The following is a 14,964-nucleotide window of genomic DNA, read 5'->3' on the forward strand; positions in this document are numbered from 1 at the left end:
TGTAAATAATGTTAGATAAAATTAAAGTATTACCTGAAAAGGTGGCATTTTCTATAGGCTTAACTTTAATATTATTTACTGGATTATTGTTATTCTTATTGTCACTTTTGTTCCCTATTGGTATTTGGATTACGATAATTACAGAAGCTGTTGTTATTGGTATTGCTTTCTTATTTATAGCAAGTGCGGCTGATAAAAGACATTCACTCATTGATCAGAAAAAGTAACTCTTTATTCATTTTATTAACGGGGCAGGTTAGTTCAATAAGAAAATATAGATAATTCTAAAAACAGTTTCGTTATTAGCTCTAACGGAACTGTTTTTGTATTGAAGAGATAAACTTAACCTAACCACCCGTCCCTTTTCATTTATTTTTTTTGAACTTTTTTTGTAATTATACCTAGCGATTCAAAAAAGAAAATCCTTGAGATTCAAAGGTTTTCCTTTTAGATATTACATTTATTTTGCTCTACCTATATAAACCAACCCATTAGAACGATTACCATTCATCGTTACATATTCTACTTCCCTGTATTCTAATTCTTCAAATGGGATCGTCCATTCTTTTATACGCTCTTTATCATGATGACGTAAAATGGCTCCATCCGTTAATTCGAATACTCCGTAAGTATGATACTTAGCATAGCCTTTTTCGTAACGAGCTTTGTTTCTTTCATCATCATTTAGTAAAAAATCATTAATATAAATAATGCCCCCTGGTTTTAATACCCGTTTAATTTCATCTAAAATAGCATTTTGTTCTTCGTCTTTATAGACGCATGTTAAAACTGCAAAAAGTAAAACAGAATCAAAAGTATGATCAGGAAAAGGAAGCTTTCCACTTTGAACAACCTGAAAATCAATTTCTGAATCATTGGATTTAGCTCTTTTAATCATTTCCTCTGAAAAATCTACACCGTGTAAATGATTAAAGTTTGAATCTCTTAATTCAAGTAATGTTCGTCCATAGCCACACCCATAATCTAATATGGAAGCATTTTGATCCACATATTTTAAAAATAGTTCGGGTTGAAAAGGGGTAGTAAATTCTTTTTCATTAGCGACTTTATCCCAATATTTATTCTGATTATCCATTGTTATAAACTCCTTATTGATTTCTTATTGCAACAAAGCACACAAACACATGATAACCTATGCGTAGTCACTATATTAAATAATTTTATTATCAGTCATTCTAAAAAGGTGTTTATATATCAGCATTTTCTCTTTTAGCTTTTTCAATAATATGCTTAATAAAGGGTTCTTTTTTCAGAGTGTATGTCAGTCTATCAAATGAATATTCAGAAGCTAGTTGTTTTTTTAATAGGTAATATTCTTTTGCTGCTTCAGGATACAGCCTTAAATAATCACGAAATAATAGCTTGTCATTCCATTCACTGCTGTTAAATTCACATATATGTAGATGGCAAGTTCCCTTTCCCCATAACCCTTTTCTAAAAAACATTCTATCTTTAAACTCAGGTTTTGGAACATACTCAAATTCAATGTTTTTTAAAGGAATAATTAGATTGGATACTTCCTCTAAATTTTTAACAGCTACCATTATATCAATAATTGGTTTTGCTCCTAATCCTTGTATGGAAGTGCTGCCGATATGCTCTATTTTAATAGTTCTATCACCGATTGCTTCTATAATTCTTTTTTTCTCCCATTCAAATTGTCGAACCCAATCGGGATTATATTGCTTAAGAACAACATCAGGGTTTGTCACTAGCATTCCTCCAAAATCTACTCTATTAAATGTATATTTACTCCTTTACTTTAAAAAAGCATACTTGAAGTATGCCATCTCTTCTAACTGTTTAATACTCTCTTTAGCTCTTGTAACTCTGCCAATGCACCAGTTGCGAAATAATACGTCATTTTCTTCTCAGATATCTCTTTTTCCTCTGTTGCATTTAATTCCTCTACTGTTTTTGTTACTTTTTTTAATGATTGGAGGGTTTCAGACTTGTATGCTGTGAGTTCTTCAATACGTTTATTTACGTATTCCATCAAATTTGCATCCATATTAAACACTCCCTTTTTTGAAAATTATACCATTTACTAAAAGGTGTTGTCCTGTTTTATTTCAAGAAAATGGGAGTCTCGTACCTATCATATTTCCTCATCTTCATCCTTAAATTCATTATAGCGTTTTTTCCTTAGAAAATAGGCAAAAGTAAAGGTGCATAAAAAACATACAAACAATACAGAGCCTACAATCATGCCAGCTTTATTCGTTCCATCTGGTGTTAGTACAGTAATGAGGTAAAAAACAATGCCAATTGCTAAAGAGTAGAAAATCGTTTTGTAATAAGGGCCCGGCTTTTTTACATGATCGCCATATACATCAACAGATATCGTAATATTTAAGTAGCCAAGCAAAATCGATGTACTTAAAATCACTAAGTATAGTGGATTATCCATTACTGCATATAACCCATGCTTCACTCCATTATAAATTAAAATCCCTATGATACAGATCGTTTGAAACAGAAAGGCAGTTCGAAAATTCCGTAAGTTTTTTAATTTTAGGCGCTCGTCTTTCATTATTTGCATTATAATTCCTCCTTATCGATCCAAAATAATTCATCTAAAGATTTGTTGACTGCGTAACAGATGTCTAGACATAGTTTTAAGGTGGGATTATATTTCCCTTTTTCAATTAAGCTGATCGTCTGTCTAGTTACACCAGTTAATTCAGCTAATTGCAGCTGTGTTAAATTCATTTGAAGACGTGCGATTTTCACCATATTCTTCATAATATTACCGCCTCCTACCAATAGTGTAACATATATATTACGTAATGCAATATATATGTTACGTTTTTTGGGGAGGAAAAACACCTTTTATAAAAAATGACCTTACCCCATGACCTAAGTCATTATTTTCCCAAAAGAAATGACCTTTAGGTATAGGAGATAAAAAGAAAAATCTTTATGATAGGTTGTAGAAAGGATGATAAAAATGTTAGAGATTATAGAGTTGTCCAAAGCATATAAACAGAAAAAGGTAGTAGACTCGATTAATTTATATTTAGAAAGCGGAGAAACGGTTGGATTATTAGGGCCAAATGGTGCGGGTAAATCGACGACGATATCGGTGATTTCTTCTTTGGTTGCACCAAATAACGGCGATATTCGATTGCACAATAAAAGTATTTTAAAATCTCCACAACAGTTGCGGGAGATTTTAGGAGTAGTTCCCCAGGAAATTGCCCTTTATATGGAATTATCGGCAAGAGAAAATTTAATCTTTTTTGGAAAAATGCACAGAATTCCAAACAGCCGCCTGCAGCAAAGAGTAGATGAAGTCCTTGACATTATCGGTTTAAAGGATAGGGAAAAGGACTTGGTGAAAACTTTTTCCGGCGGGATGAAAAGAAGATTAAATATTGGCGTAGCCCTCATTCATGAGCCGAAGATTATCATCATGGATGAACCGACCGTTGGTATTGACCCGCAGTCTCGCAATTATATTTTAGAAACGGTAAAAAGGCTGAATAAAGAGCAAAACATGACTGTCCTTTATACAAGTCATTATATGGAAGAGGTAGAGTTCCTTTGTGACCGCATTTATATTATGGATCATGGTCAAATTATTGCCTCTGGAACAAAAGAAGAATTAAAAAATATTCTGTCTGCTGAAACGGCGATAAATATTAAAGTAGAAATGGTGAAGCATGAATTTGTAGAGGCATTAAAAAATCATGCCAATGTAAAAAATCTCTCTATCCAGCAATCTATTATTACAGTCATTGTTCCAAAGCAAATCAACTTGCTGAAAGATATTTTTAAACTAGCAGAAGAAAATGCAACAAACGTGCTTTCCGTAAATATTGAAACACCAACCCTTGAGGATGTATTTTTGCATCTTACTGGTCGGCAGTTAAGGGATTAGGAGGGGTACTATGTTTTGGCAGCTGATAAAAAAAGAATTGCTGATTATGTGGAGAAGACCAAGAGAACTAATTGTGCTGCTGTTAATGCCTTTTATTCTTATTACGATTTTAGGAAGTGCATTAGGAGCATTAGATGATAAAGAAGTAACAATAAATGCAAAACTTGCTGTGTTGTTGCAAGATAATCCGAAAAAAGCACAGGAAAAAGCGATAAACGAAATTCAAACATCATCTTTATCAGAAAAAGAAAAAGCGGAAAAAACAGCTATTATTTATTCTTTTAATCCAGTTGATATTTTTTTAAAGGAACTAACTGAAAATAAAGAATTAAAAAAAGTGTTAAAAGTTACAGTCATAAAGGAAGGCAAACTAACAGCAAAAGAACAAAAAAAATATAGTGGTGTTTTAGAAATTCCTTCTACGTTTTCTGAACAATTTTATCAAAAGCTCGTGCAGGGAGATGGAGAAGTTGAAAAGTGGAAATTAGCAGTAAGCGACAACACTTCCTTAGAAGCGACGGTTATTCAAGATGTTGTATCAAGTTTTCAGAAAGAGCTAACCTATTCGCAAACAGCACAGCAATTAAAAGTTGATTACACACAGCTGTCTGCAGCCCAGACAAAGGTAGGCACTATTGAAAATATCACAAAGAAAAAAGAGGTAGACGCCATTTCTTATTATGCAGTTGGCATGTGTGTCATGTTTGTTTTTTATGTCGCTACAACTGTAGCTGGATTTGCTTATCAACAAAAAGAAGAGTATATGTATCAGCGGACATTACTCGCAAATGTATCACGTTTTTCATATTTTGCTGGAATATTCGCAGCGACATTTTTGCTATCTTTTGTTCAGCTCAATGTATTGTTTGGTTTAACAGCACTCATTTATGGGGTGAACTTTCCTAATATTATTAATTATTTATGTATAACATTAGCCTTAAATGCAATGACTGCAAGCTTTGCTGTATTTATAACAAGCATTGCTTATAAATTAAATTCAAGAAACATCGCCAACATTTTCTCTAGTTTATTTATTCCTATTCTCGCATTTATTGGCGGAAGCTTTTTTGATGTTAGCGCTATTGGCGGTTTTATGGAGACATTGGCACAATACTCGCCAGGTGGTGCGGCAATAACCGCTTATTTAAAAGTAGTTCAGGATTACTCTTTTAGTGATATTTGGAGTCAAATTCAAGCAATATTATTATTTACCGGAATATTAATCGTATTAACACTTGCTTTTATTAGGAAAAGAGGGATTGCATCATGAAGGCGATACTTTGGGGAAAATATAGACAGTTTATCCGCAAGCCTGGTGCTCTTATTGTAACTACCATTATGTGTATGGCGTTTGCCTTTTTGCTGGGGAAATCTTCTTTTACAAAAATAGAAGTTCCTGTTTATAGTGCAAACGGGACAGAGGATATTCACAGCATTGTAAAGGACTTAAACAAAAGCGAAAGCTACACATTTAAGGTGTTTTCGGAAGAAGAAACAAAAAAGAAAGTAGAAGAAGGTACATCTGAAGCTGGTATAGCGTTGGGAGAAAATAATTATACACTTTATCGTGTTGCAGAAAGTTCTAATGTAATTGTGATCAATCGCTTTTTAGAAAAATATTATCAAAATAAACAGCAAAAGGCAGCAATGATACAATTGGCACAAAATCATCAAGACGCAGAAAAAATTTTAGCAGATAATGAAGCAAATCCAATTTTGCCAGTATCATTTGACAGTAATGTGTCGAAGAAAAAATCCACTTATAATCAGGCGCTTCAATCTTTATTTGGATTTACACTATTTTTTAGCATCTATACAATTGCTTATACGGTGGTGGAAATTTTACGAGATAAGCAAAATGGTATTTGGGATCGGTTTATTTTATCTTCTACGTCGAAAACACAGCTTTATTTAGGTCATTTACTGTTTAGCTTTGCAGTTGGCTATATTCAAATAATGTTGATATTCACCATTTTTAAATACGGTGTTGGGGTAGATTTCTATGGGAAGTACTATTGGGTCTTTCTCCTGATCATCCCTTATTTGTTTGCCATCGTTGCATTGGCAATTTTACTTACCGGTTTAGTAAAAACAGCGAGTCAATTTAATTCGCTTATCCCGCTTATAACTGTAAGCTTTGCGATGCTTGGCGGCGCCTATTGGCCATTAGAAATAGTAACTTCCAAATTCCTATTGCTTTTATCCAAATTTATTCCCATTACGTATGGAATGGAGATGCTGAAAAAAGCAATTATACAAGATGCTCCAATGCAAGAAATTCTCCTGCCAGCAGCAGTATTGCTGTTAATGGGAACGTTGATGTTAGGCGTAGGCATTCGGTTGATTGAGAGAAGGCATGTTTAATGTAAAGTGATGCGGATTTTGTCGAAAAGTAGCTATTTCGGAAAAACTGCAACAAAATTGCGTGAAACTGCAACAATATAGAGAAAAACTGCAACAATCATAGTAAAAATTGCAACAATAGATGACGAAAGGAAGGGGCTGTCTCACTTGAGGCACCCCTTTTGCATTTTATAGAACATTTTTGCAGGGGAAAGTAAGTATTTATAGAAATATTTGGATATGAAGGTACTTGCCATATAGAAGGAGGAGAAACCAATGAGACATAAAAGCAATTATGATGATGAAAGGCTCGTTGAAATTGATGAAGAATTATGTGTTCTTTTAAAAAAAAGAAAGGAAATTTGCAATAAGAAATCAAGAGTGCCATCTTCATCCTATATTGCAAAATGGGCGGAAAAGTATGATAAGGACGAATGTTTTTTGAATGCATTTTTTGGAACAATTAGTAGTGAGGAACATATTAGGCAACCTGTTGAACCAAAAGGGTTTGTAAAGCATATCCCTATTTTAAAATTAGTTGAAATGGAAGAGGTAATGTATTTTATTACCCATGTTTTCCAATATAAAAATGTAAGTGTTTTATATTTTAATCAAGATTTGGACGATGCGAGTAAAGGTACAGATGGACTCGCTCCATTTATGAACTTCGAATTGTTTATTAATGAAAAATATGATTGCCAAATGGTACGTGGCAGTGGCTCAGATGGACATCGCTGCTATATCTTCAACATAACACCGCCTCTGCCAGAAGATTTATCAGGTCTAACATTCGTTTTTAAAGAGTATAGTGATCACTTAAAAGAAAAGGAAACAGGATCAGAAGTTATTTTTAAACTACAAAATAGGAGGAGATTATCATGAACGTTTTTAATGGGCCAAAAAAGCAATACGACGATAAAATGGCAGCAATGGATGAACAATTATGTGCATTAATAAAGCAAAGAATAGATTATACAGAAAAAAGTTATTTGGTACCGCCTCCAAAAAATATTGTAGACTGGGCAGAAAAATACGAGCTTTCAGAGGAAATGCTGCAGACAATATTTTCTGATTTTGAAGTCGATCGTTATAAACCTTCAGTAGAACCAGAAAAGTTTAGAAAAAACATTCCTGTCTTAAAGTCGGTGGAGATAAATAAATATATTTATACGGTTATCTTCATACGGCAGTATGCGAACGCCAGTGTTTTACATATGACAATAGATTGGGATTCGACAAGTGATCAGAGCGATCATGAATACCCTCCACATTTAAAATTATATATAGGAGAGGAGTTTCGTTGCAGGAAATCAGGAGGAGGAGGGACGCAAGGACATACCACCCAAGATTTTATTATTTCTCCACCATTACCTGATGATATTTCTGGGTTGTCATTTTATTTTTATCAAGATGTTGATAAAGAAGATCAAGAGAATAGAACGGAATTTGATATTTGTATAGATTAATTTATGTTTGGACGTATTAATGTAAACGACTTTTTTACATACATTCCTGTTAATTGGTGTATTAAATGATGGCTGTTTTCTCAAAGTTTGTTGTTTTTACGTAAAAAAATGGGAGAAGAAGTACTCAGCAGACTGAATACACGTAGACTCCTGTGGGAATGCGAGAAAGACGAGACCCCGCAGGAGCGTATGTGACGAGGAAGGCTCGACACTCGCCCACGGAAAGCGAAGTGTATTCAGGCTGCGAATTTAAACGCAACAATCTATACGAAAACAGCCTGAATGATAAAGAGGTGATTCTATGAAAATAAGAAAAGCTGTGTTAAAAGACGCAAAAAGCATTGCCAAAGTACATGTAGATAGCTGGAGGACTACCTATGAAAATATAGTGCCAGCTGCTTTTTTGCAAGGGTTGACTTACGAGGAACGTGAAAAAATTTGGGTAAGTGAAATACCGAATGGACATGTTTTTGTAGCGGAAAAAGAAGATGGTCAAATAGTTGGCTTTGCTTGTGGGGGAAAAGAAAGAAGTGGAAGCTACAAAAACTTTGATGGAGAACTGTATGCAATCTATCTTTTGAAAAGCTATCAAGGAATGGGGCTTGGTAAATCACTAGTAGAAACAGTTGCAGTATATTTACAAGGGATCGGAATTACCAGTATGATCGTACAAGTTTTAGAAGAAAACAGCGCTTGCTATTTTTATGAAGCATTAGGCGGCAAAAAAGTAGGAAGTGAAGTAATTAATATTAGCGGTAAAAGAATAAACGAGCTGGTTTATGGCTGGAATGACATTGGAGAAATAGGGAGTAAATAGAAGAACTTATATTAATTAAATGTTACTTAAAATAAAGTATGGCAGATGAATTTACTGGACATTGCTTCTTTTTAAATTACATGAACCCCTGTTACAATTACTATTACCTCTTCATGGAGAGCACCTCAATTAAAAGGCATGATAAAAATAACACAAAAATTATTATTAGAATATTCGTATTTTTGTACAATTTACATATAGTTTGGACCAATCATACTAGGTATAGTGATATCAAGAAATAAAACACATCTTTTTTTTATTTTTAATGACCTTTCTAATAAGAAATATAAACGACTAGTAGGAGGAGTACATGATGAGATTAAAAGACAAAGTAGCAATTGTAACTGGTGGCAGCCAAGGAATTGGGGAAGGAATTGCACGTACATTTGGAAAAAATGGTGCAAAAATTGTCCTTGCAGATGTAAATGAAGAATTAGGTGCTAAGCTAGTAGACCAGCTGGCTTCAGAGGGAATTGAATCTATCTTTGTGAAAACAGATGTTAGCAGCGAAGAAGATGTAATTGCAGTGGTTAAAGCTGGTGTGGAACGTTTTGGAGGAATTGATCTTTTAATTAATAATGCGGCAATTAATGTGCGTAAATCAGCTGTAGATACTTCACTAGAAGAGTGGCAGAAAGTTATTGGTGTGAATTTAACTGGTGCATTCCTATGCTCCAAATATTCTATTCCTGAAATGGAAAAACGAGGTGGTGGTGCAATAGTCAATATTGCTTCATGGCATGCGGAAAAAACAATTACACGTTTAGCTGCTTATGCTGCATCAAAAGGAGGAATGACTGCATTAACAAGACAAATGGCATTGGATTGTGGTCCTAAGAACATTCGTGTAAATGCGGTTTGCCCAAGTACAGTTAAGACTCCTTTACTTGATCTGACTTTTGCAAGTCTTCCTGATCCAGAAGAAGCATTTAAACAAACACTTGAATTCCAACCATTTGGCCGAATTGGTACTGTCGATGATATCGCGAATGCATGTTTATTTATGTGTTCTGATGAAGCTACATATGTCAGCGGTCAAACATTGATGGTTGACGGAGCAGCAATTAATAAAATTGCTCGTCCATTAATGTTCGATTAATATATAACAAGAGGGAGCAGGTGGAGATGAAATCTTCACCTAGTTCTTTAAGAGGATGTTCAAAAAGGCACCAAATGATAAGCGTCGAATCTCTTCGTTGGCTTGCTTTTCCGCTACTCACGTATCTAATTGCATACGTTCCGTTGCTCAAAGCTACGCCACCTCGATCTTCTTGCTTCTAATTTGTCACCTTTTTGAACACGTATTTTAAATATAAGTTAAACAAGGGAAGTGTTTTAAGTTGAATCAATTTGAAAATGTTACACTTGTAAAAAAAGCAAATATCTACTTTGAGGGAAAAGTGACAAGCAGAACGATTATTTTCCCTGATCAAACAAAGAAAACACTTGGCATTATGATGCCAGGCGAGTATGAATTTTCTACTTCTAGTAAAGAAGAAATGGACATTGTTTCAGGGAAATTATCTTACAAGCTGCAAGGTGAAGATTGGAAAGAAATTAACGGAAGCGGCGTTTTCTATGTACCTAGCAATGAAAGTTTCCAATTAATTGTTCATGAAGTTGTAGATTATTGCTGTTCTTATCTTGAGGAATAGATTCTTTAAAGAATTAAATGAATAATAAAAAATCGCCAATTGAGTATCAAAGTGTATACTCAACTGGCGATTTTTTTAAATACCAAATTCCCCTCTTAGAACCATAGAATGATAAGAGGGGAATTTGGTAAAATAATTATTTAGCGTTGGAACTAACAGACTGAAGATTCTGGTTCTCTTGTATTTTGTTTTTAATCGCTATATAAAGAAGAATACAGTGTTCAAAATTCGATATATTTAATGAAGTCAATTCCTTTATTTTTTCAAGGCGATAGATTAAAGAGTTGCGGTGAATAAATAAATTTCGAGCAGTTTCACTTAAATTCATATTGCTTTTGCAATAAACCATAAAAGTGGAGGCTAACGTTTCAAAGTTATAGTGGTTAATAAAAGGATCTACATTTTTATTGAGCTGTGTTAATAATGTGGGAGGCAGTTCATTTGTTAAAATTTCTAAAGTGATATTCCAGCTATTATAATAGTATATTTTTGGGTGTATTTCTGTCTTCTTTCCAGCCTGCAATGTTCTTATTGCGTTATCATAGGATTCTTTCATCCCCTGTGTACCCTTAGCAGTGTTTCCGATTGCAACGACTGCTGATAAACCGTATTTTTTTTCTAAAAATTGATTCACTTTGTTAATTTTGTAGTCAATTCTATTTATAAATGATTTATCCATTCCTTTGGAACCTGTTGCAAGAAATATAGAGAATTGCTCTAGGTTTGCTTGTCCAATGAGATCTTCATTATGTTCAACAAAGTGAAACTTGATACTTTCTAGTAATTCTTGATGAAGTTGATGTAAGGATATTTTATTGGTAGTGGTATTTAGTATGTTAGTTGATAAAGCAGCAATATCAATAATAATACAGGCTCTTTCTATTTCTAAATTATATCCTATCATTTTTCCATAATCAGTTATTCGTTCTATATTGTCATTTTTGCTGTCAAAATGAAAGATATATTGCATTAAAGTATCTAATGCTTTTGTTTCTAAATCAGCTATTTCCGATTTTAAATGTTGATAGCAAAGCATTTCGATATGGTTTTTTACTAACTGTATATATTTTTCTGTTTCATCTGCTTTACCAATAATACCTATAGCGCCAATAGCTTTATTATTTACAATGATAGGTGCGCTTGATCCAGGAAAAATATTTAGTAAATTCTTTACATGTATAGCTTCCCACTGAATCATCTTCTTTTGCTTTACTACTTCAAAAAATAGCTTATCAAAAATCCCTACCCGACTAGGATCGTTTGTTCCTATAAGATATCCTTTGTCATCAGAAATACTGACTGGATAGCCTATTATATTACTTGTTTCTTGAGCCACTGTCTGTGCAATTTTTTCAAGAATCATACATTACCCTCCAATAAAAATCTATTTTTCTACATACTGTGCTAATAAAGAATTAACTGACAATCTACTAATTTTATTCAAATTCTACAGAAGTATATTCCTATTCTTACTTTGGTCATATTGTTTACAGTGTATTTTATTTTTTTCAATATCTCAACAAATATGTTAGAAAACATAACATGTTTAAAAGTGTTTTTGATAGGAAAGCTTACATGAAACTTGAAAATATAGGTGGGAATCCCAATATTTATAACAAAATTACAATGCCTATTGTAAAAATTAAACTATAAGAATTGAAGAAATATTCTTTTTTTTGTGTAAATTACACATAGTAGTTTATCAGGCAGATGAATTATAGTTAACTCAAATAAAATGAACCAAAGAAGTTTGCAATAGCTTTTTTGTAACTTTTCTTAAGGAGGAGGCTTAATCGATGAATATTATTGTAATCGTTAAAGCAACGTTTGATGTGGAAGAGAAAGTTGTAATTGAAAAGGGCCAAATTGTAGAAGATGGCATTGAATTTATTATAAATCCATACGATGAATATGCTTTAGAAGAAGCGATTCGATTAAAAGAAGAAGCTGGAGGAGAAGTGACGGTTGTAACAGTTGGATCAGACCATTCAGAGAAAATCCTTCGAACTGCTTATGCCTTTGGCGCTGATCGAGCTGTGCTTATTGAAGATGACTTAGAGGAAAAAGATGAATTTATTACTTCAAAGCTATTGGCATCATTTATTAAAGATAATTCTTTCGACATTATCTTTGCTGGAAATATGTCTATTGATAACGGAACTGGTCAAATTGGTCCAAGATTGGCAGAAGAACTCGAAATACCTTATACAACAGCAGTAACAAAGGTGGTAATTGAAGGCGACAGCGTCGTAGTGAATCGGGATGTGGAAGGTGATACAGCTGTTTTAGAGTTTTCCATGCCATTATTAATCACAGCCCAACAAGGGCTTAATGAACCGCGCTATCCATCTTTTCCAAGTATTATGAAAGCAAAAAAGAAACCTATTGAGCGTATCCAAATTAGTGATTTAGGCATTTCAGATGTAAAAGCAAAAACAAAGATCGTTGATCAATTTCTTCCTGCTGTAAAGGAAAAAGGCCGAATTCTTGAAGGGGCAATTGATTCGCAAGTATTAGAAATCGTTCAACTTATAAATAAAGACCATAAAATAGTTTAGGAGGCTACCGAAATGACAAAAAAAACATTAATATTGGCAGAAATCCGTGATGGACAATTAAGAAATGTAACATTAGAAGCTGTTTCCGCAGCGAAAAAAGTTTTAGAGGATGGAGAAATAGTAGTAGCTGTTTTTGGAAAATCAGTAGAACAGTATACTCCTATATTAGAAGAATATGGAGTACATAAAGTATACGGTGTTGCTGATGAGAAGTTAGAAGAATATACGTCGGATACATATTTCCGAGCATTTATTCAAGTAATTAAAGCAACAGAGCCTGATGTTATTTTTCTAGGACATACAGCATTAGGGAAAGATTTAGCTCCACGGGTAGCAGCAAGAATGGGACTTGGCTTAATTTCTGATGCAACAGATGTTGCGGTAGAAGATAATCAAATTGTATTTACAAGGCCAATATTCAGTGGAAAGGCTTTTCAAAAGAAAGCTATTGTAGAAGGTACTGTATTTGCTACGATTCGCCCTAACAATTTTGAGCTGCCTAAACCAGAAGGAAACAGTACAGAGTTTATCCCGTTTTCGGTTGAATTAAATGAACCGAGTATGACGATTAAAGAGATTGTTCGCAAGACATCTGGTGGAATTGATTTATCAGAAGCAAAGGTAGTTATTGCAGGTGGTCGCGGTGTTAAAAGTGCTGATGGCTTTCAAATTTTAAATGAATTGGCGGGTGTACTTGGTGGTGCAGTAGGTGCAACACGAGGAGCATGTGATGCGGACTATTGTGACTACTCTATGCAAATAGGACAAACTGGAAAAATAGTTACACCTGATTTATATATTGCATGCGGCATTTCTGGAGCAATTCAGCACGTTGCTGGAATGTCTAACTCAAAAGTAATTATTGCTATAAACAAGGATTCAGAAGCTCCTATTTTTAGTGTTGCTGATTATGGAATTGTAGGAGATTTATTTGAAGTAGTGCCAAAATTAACGGAAGCATTTAAAAATACCCTATCAGTTACTGCGGAATAACAAATAAAAATAGAGAAAGGCGTTGATAGAATGAAAAAGTATGATGTGATTATCGTTGGTGGAGGAATTATGGCTTCTAGTGTAGCTTATAATCTTCGGAAAGATGGGTTTACCGGTAGTATTGCTATTTTTGAGAAAGATCAAATGTATGAATTTTCATCCACTCCTCGAAGTGAAGGAGGAATCCGCCTTTCTTTTACGACAGAAGTAAACATTCAATTGTCCCATACCAGTCTTGAATTTTATAAAAAGTTTGAGAAAGAAATGGAAATTGACGGAGAAACACCTTTATTAGATTTTAAGCAAGATGGTTATTTATATTTAGCTACGAATGAAACGTTGCCTAAATATATTGATAATGCCAAGTTTCAAAATAAATTAGGTGCAAATATAGAAGTGCTTTCTGTAAATGACATTAAAAAGATTATCCCAGAGTTAAATGTAGATGACTTGGCAGGAGGAGCGATAGATAGGGATGCAGGGACTATGGATCCGTACACTGTCCTTCAATTCTATGTGAAGCAAGCAAAAAGTTTAGGGGTAGAGTGTATTTATGAACCTGTACAATCTATTCTGTCGGAAAATGGGAAAGTGACGGGTGTTAAAGTAGAGTCTGGTGAAGAGTATCAAGCTCCAGTCGTTGTAAATGCTTGCGGTGCATGGGCAGGAGTAATAAGTAGTACAATTGGAATTGAAATCCCAGTTCGCCCGCTTCGTTATCAGATATACAGTTTTGACCTTGCTACACAATTTGAGAAAACACTTCCATCCATAACATTTGATCCTTCTGGAGTCTATTTCCGAAAAGAAGGAGCGAAAATTTCGTCAGGAATGCCTCATCGTAATCCAGATGGTTTTGAATTTACTTCAGAAAAATCTGGTTTCGAGGAGCAGATTTGGCCAGTATTGGCAGAAAGAAGCCAAATTTTTGAACAGTTAAAGTTAGAACGCGGCTGGGTAGGGCTTTATGATTTCAATCATATTGACCATAATGCTATAATCGGGGGCCATCCTGATATGAAAGGATATTATATGATAACAGGATTTAGTGGTCATGGATTCCAGCAAGCGCCAGCAGCAGGAAAAGGGTTGGCTGAGTTGATACGATTAGGAAAATACGAAACAATTGATCTATCATCCCTATCCATTGAACGTTTTGCTAAAAAGCAATTAATCCTTGAAACTGCCGTTCTATAAAAAGATATTGTTCATCATTTTTCAGAGGCAA

The 14,964-nt window shown here is 34.1% G+C and carries 18 protein-coding genes; 12 read left to right on the top strand and 6 right to left on the bottom strand.

The window, feature by feature from the left end; translation table 11 throughout:
* Positions 1-8: 8 nt before the first annotated feature.
* Positions 9-227, top strand: coding sequence for a hypothetical protein (locus ACTXGU_RS12140; RefSeq protein WP_443481786.1), 219 nt, complete (start codon positions 9-11; stop codon positions 225-227).
* Positions 228-460: 233 nt separating this feature from the next.
* Here the strand turns inward: ACTXGU_RS12140 and ACTXGU_RS12145 are convergent, their stop codons facing one another.
* The 5 genes from ACTXGU_RS12145 to ACTXGU_RS12165 all read right to left on the bottom strand — a co-directional run bounded on the left by ACTXGU_RS12145 (position 461) and on the right by ACTXGU_RS12165 (position 2,766).
* On the bottom strand, positions 461-1,096 hold the full coding sequence (locus ACTXGU_RS12145; RefSeq protein ID WP_443481787.1) for a class I SAM-dependent methyltransferase: 636 nt from the start codon (positions 1,094-1,096) through the stop codon (positions 461-463).
* 112 nt (positions 1,097-1,208) lie between these two features.
* The gene (locus tag ACTXGU_RS12150; RefSeq protein WP_443481788.1) at positions 1,209-1,733 is read right to left on the bottom strand and encodes a GrpB family protein; all 525 of its coding nucleotides are present in this window, start codon (positions 1,731-1,733) and stop codon (positions 1,209-1,211) included.
* Between the two features lie 83 nt (positions 1,734-1,816).
* Positions 1,817-2,032: a hypothetical protein gene (locus tag ACTXGU_RS12155; RefSeq protein WP_443481789.1), complete on the bottom strand. Its 216-nt coding sequence runs from the start codon at positions 2,030-2,032 to the stop codon at positions 1,817-1,819.
* An 87-nt stretch (positions 2,033-2,119) separates the two neighbouring features.
* On the bottom strand, positions 2,120-2,563 hold the full coding sequence (locus tag ACTXGU_RS12160; RefSeq protein ID WP_443481790.1) for a hypothetical protein: 444 nt from the start codon (positions 2,561-2,563) through the stop codon (positions 2,120-2,122).
* Positions 2,563-2,766, bottom strand: a complete 204-nt coding sequence (locus tag ACTXGU_RS12165; protein ID WP_443481791.1) for a helix-turn-helix transcriptional regulator — start codon at positions 2,764-2,766, stop codon at positions 2,563-2,565. The genes ACTXGU_RS12160 and ACTXGU_RS12165 overlap by 1 nt, the downstream gene beginning before the upstream one ends.
* Positions 2,767-2,971: 205 nt before the next feature.
* Here ACTXGU_RS12165 and ACTXGU_RS12170 point away from each other — a divergent pair, with 205 nt between their 5' ends.
* From ACTXGU_RS12170 to ppnP, 8 genes are all read left to right on the top strand, one after another.
* On the top strand, positions 2,972-3,904 hold the full coding sequence (locus ACTXGU_RS12170; protein WP_443481792.1) for an ABC transporter ATP-binding protein: 933 nt from the start codon (positions 2,972-2,974) through the stop codon (positions 3,902-3,904).
* Positions 3,905-3,914: 10 nt separating this feature from the next.
* Positions 3,915-5,174 carry an ABC transporter permease gene (locus ACTXGU_RS12175; protein WP_443481793.1) on the top strand — a complete coding sequence of 420 codons (1,260 nt, stop codon included), beginning with the start codon at positions 3,915-3,917 and terminating at the stop codon, positions 5,172-5,174.
* Positions 5,171-6,268: an ABC transporter permease gene (locus ACTXGU_RS12180; protein ID WP_443481794.1), complete on the top strand. Its 1,098-nt coding sequence runs from the start codon at positions 5,171-5,173 to the stop codon at positions 6,266-6,268. Before ACTXGU_RS12175 ends, ACTXGU_RS12180 begins: the two co-directional genes overlap by 4 nt.
* Before the next feature lie 255 nt (positions 6,269-6,523).
* Positions 6,524-7,129 (top strand): hypothetical protein, encoded by a 606-nt coding sequence (locus ACTXGU_RS12185; protein ID WP_443481795.1) that lies wholly within the window; start codon positions 6,524-6,526, stop codon positions 7,127-7,129.
* The gene (locus tag ACTXGU_RS12190; protein WP_443481796.1) at positions 7,126-7,713 is read left to right on the top strand and encodes a hypothetical protein; all 588 of its coding nucleotides are present in this window, start codon (positions 7,126-7,128) and stop codon (positions 7,711-7,713) included. Before ACTXGU_RS12185 ends, ACTXGU_RS12190 begins: the two co-directional genes overlap by 4 nt.
* A 301-nt stretch (positions 7,714-8,014) precedes the next feature.
* Entirely contained in the window at positions 8,015-8,530 is a 516-nt protein-coding gene (locus ACTXGU_RS12195; protein ID WP_443481797.1) for a GNAT family N-acetyltransferase, read from the top strand.
* 310 nt (positions 8,531-8,840) lie between these two features.
* Positions 8,841-9,629 (top strand): SDR family NAD(P)-dependent oxidoreductase, encoded by a 789-nt coding sequence (locus ACTXGU_RS12200; protein ID WP_443481798.1) that lies wholly within the window; start codon positions 8,841-8,843, stop codon positions 9,627-9,629.
* 241 nt (positions 9,630-9,870) lie between these two features.
* Positions 9,871-10,185 carry a pyrimidine/purine nucleoside phosphorylase gene (gene ppnP, locus ACTXGU_RS12205; RefSeq protein ID WP_443481799.1) on the top strand — a complete coding sequence of 105 codons (315 nt, stop codon included), beginning with the start codon at positions 9,871-9,873 and terminating at the stop codon, positions 10,183-10,185.
* Positions 10,186-10,321: 136 nt separating this feature from the next.
* Here ppnP and ACTXGU_RS12210 read toward each other — a convergent pair whose 3' ends face one another.
* The gene (locus ACTXGU_RS12210; protein WP_443481800.1) at positions 10,322-11,548 is read right to left on the bottom strand and encodes a sugar diacid recognition domain-containing protein; all 1,227 of its coding nucleotides are present in this window, start codon (positions 11,546-11,548) and stop codon (positions 10,322-10,324) included.
* Between the two features lie 433 nt (positions 11,549-11,981).
* On the opposite strand from ACTXGU_RS12210, the gene ACTXGU_RS12215 reads away from it, so the two are divergent.
* From ACTXGU_RS12215 to ACTXGU_RS12225, 3 genes are read left to right on the top strand one after another with little or no spacing between them, the layout of a single operon-like run.
* Positions 11,982-12,743: an electron transfer flavoprotein subunit beta/FixA family protein gene (locus tag ACTXGU_RS12215; protein ID WP_443481801.1), complete on the top strand. Its 762-nt coding sequence runs from the start codon at positions 11,982-11,984 to the stop codon at positions 12,741-12,743.
* A 12-nt stretch (positions 12,744-12,755) separates the two neighbouring features.
* Positions 12,756-13,736: an electron transfer flavoprotein subunit alpha/FixB family protein gene (locus ACTXGU_RS12220; protein ID WP_443481802.1), complete on the top strand. Its 981-nt coding sequence runs from the start codon at positions 12,756-12,758 to the stop codon at positions 13,734-13,736.
* 30 nt (positions 13,737-13,766) lie between these two features.
* Positions 13,767-14,933, top strand: coding sequence for an NAD(P)/FAD-dependent oxidoreductase (locus tag ACTXGU_RS12225; protein ID WP_443481803.1), 1,167 nt, complete (start codon positions 13,767-13,769; stop codon positions 14,931-14,933).
* Positions 14,934-14,964 lie beyond the last annotated feature (31 nt).

The organism is Niallia sp. 01092 (assembly GCF_052318935.1).
In the GTDB taxonomy this organism is placed as follows: domain Bacteria; phylum Bacillota; class Bacilli; order Bacillales; family Cytobacillaceae; genus Niallia.

What these genes read in the sequence shown, in the direction of transcription:
- ACTXGU_RS12140 (WP_443481786.1), top strand. Translation starts at nt 9, where the DNA reads ATGTTAGATAAAATTAAAGTATTACCTGAAAAGGTGGCATTTTCTATA.
- ACTXGU_RS12145 (WP_443481787.1), bottom strand. Translation starts at nt 1,096, where the DNA reads ATGGATAATCAGAATAAATATTGGGATAAAGTCGCTAATGAAAAAGAA.
- ACTXGU_RS12155 (WP_443481789.1), bottom strand. Translation starts at nt 2,032, where the DNA reads ATGGATGCAAATTTGATGGAATACGTAAATAAACGTATTGAAGAACTC.
- ACTXGU_RS12160 (WP_443481790.1), bottom strand. Translation starts at nt 2,563, where the DNA reads ATGCAAATAATGAAAGACGAGCGCCTAAAATTAAAAAACTTACGGAAT.
- ACTXGU_RS12165 (WP_443481791.1), bottom strand. Translation starts at nt 2,766, where the DNA reads ATGAAGAATATGGTGAAAATCGCACGTCTTCAAATGAATTTAACACAG.
- ACTXGU_RS12170 (WP_443481792.1), top strand. Translation starts at nt 2,972, where the DNA reads ATGTTAGAGATTATAGAGTTGTCCAAAGCATATAAACAGAAAAAGGTA.
- ACTXGU_RS12175 (WP_443481793.1), top strand. Translation starts at nt 3,915, where the DNA reads ATGTTTTGGCAGCTGATAAAAAAAGAATTGCTGATTATGTGGAGAAGA.
- ACTXGU_RS12180 (WP_443481794.1), top strand. Translation starts at nt 5,171, where the DNA reads ATGAAGGCGATACTTTGGGGAAAATATAGACAGTTTATCCGCAAGCCT.
- ACTXGU_RS12185 (WP_443481795.1), top strand. Translation starts at nt 6,524, where the DNA reads ATGAGACATAAAAGCAATTATGATGATGAAAGGCTCGTTGAAATTGAT.
- ACTXGU_RS12190 (WP_443481796.1), top strand. Translation starts at nt 7,126, where the DNA reads ATGAACGTTTTTAATGGGCCAAAAAAGCAATACGACGATAAAATGGCA.
- ACTXGU_RS12195 (WP_443481797.1), top strand. Translation starts at nt 8,015, where the DNA reads ATGAAAATAAGAAAAGCTGTGTTAAAAGACGCAAAAAGCATTGCCAAA.
- ACTXGU_RS12200 (WP_443481798.1), top strand. Translation starts at nt 8,841, where the DNA reads ATGATGAGATTAAAAGACAAAGTAGCAATTGTAACTGGTGGCAGCCAA.
- ACTXGU_RS12210 (WP_443481800.1), bottom strand. Translation starts at nt 11,548, where the DNA reads ATGATTCTTGAAAAAATTGCACAGACAGTGGCTCAAGAAACAAGTAAT.
- ACTXGU_RS12215 (WP_443481801.1), top strand. Translation starts at nt 11,982, where the DNA reads ATGAATATTATTGTAATCGTTAAAGCAACGTTTGATGTGGAAGAGAAA.
- ACTXGU_RS12220 (WP_443481802.1), top strand. Translation starts at nt 12,756, where the DNA reads ATGACAAAAAAAACATTAATATTGGCAGAAATCCGTGATGGACAATTA.
- ACTXGU_RS12225 (WP_443481803.1), top strand. Translation starts at nt 13,767, where the DNA reads ATGAAAAAGTATGATGTGATTATCGTTGGTGGAGGAATTATGGCTTCT.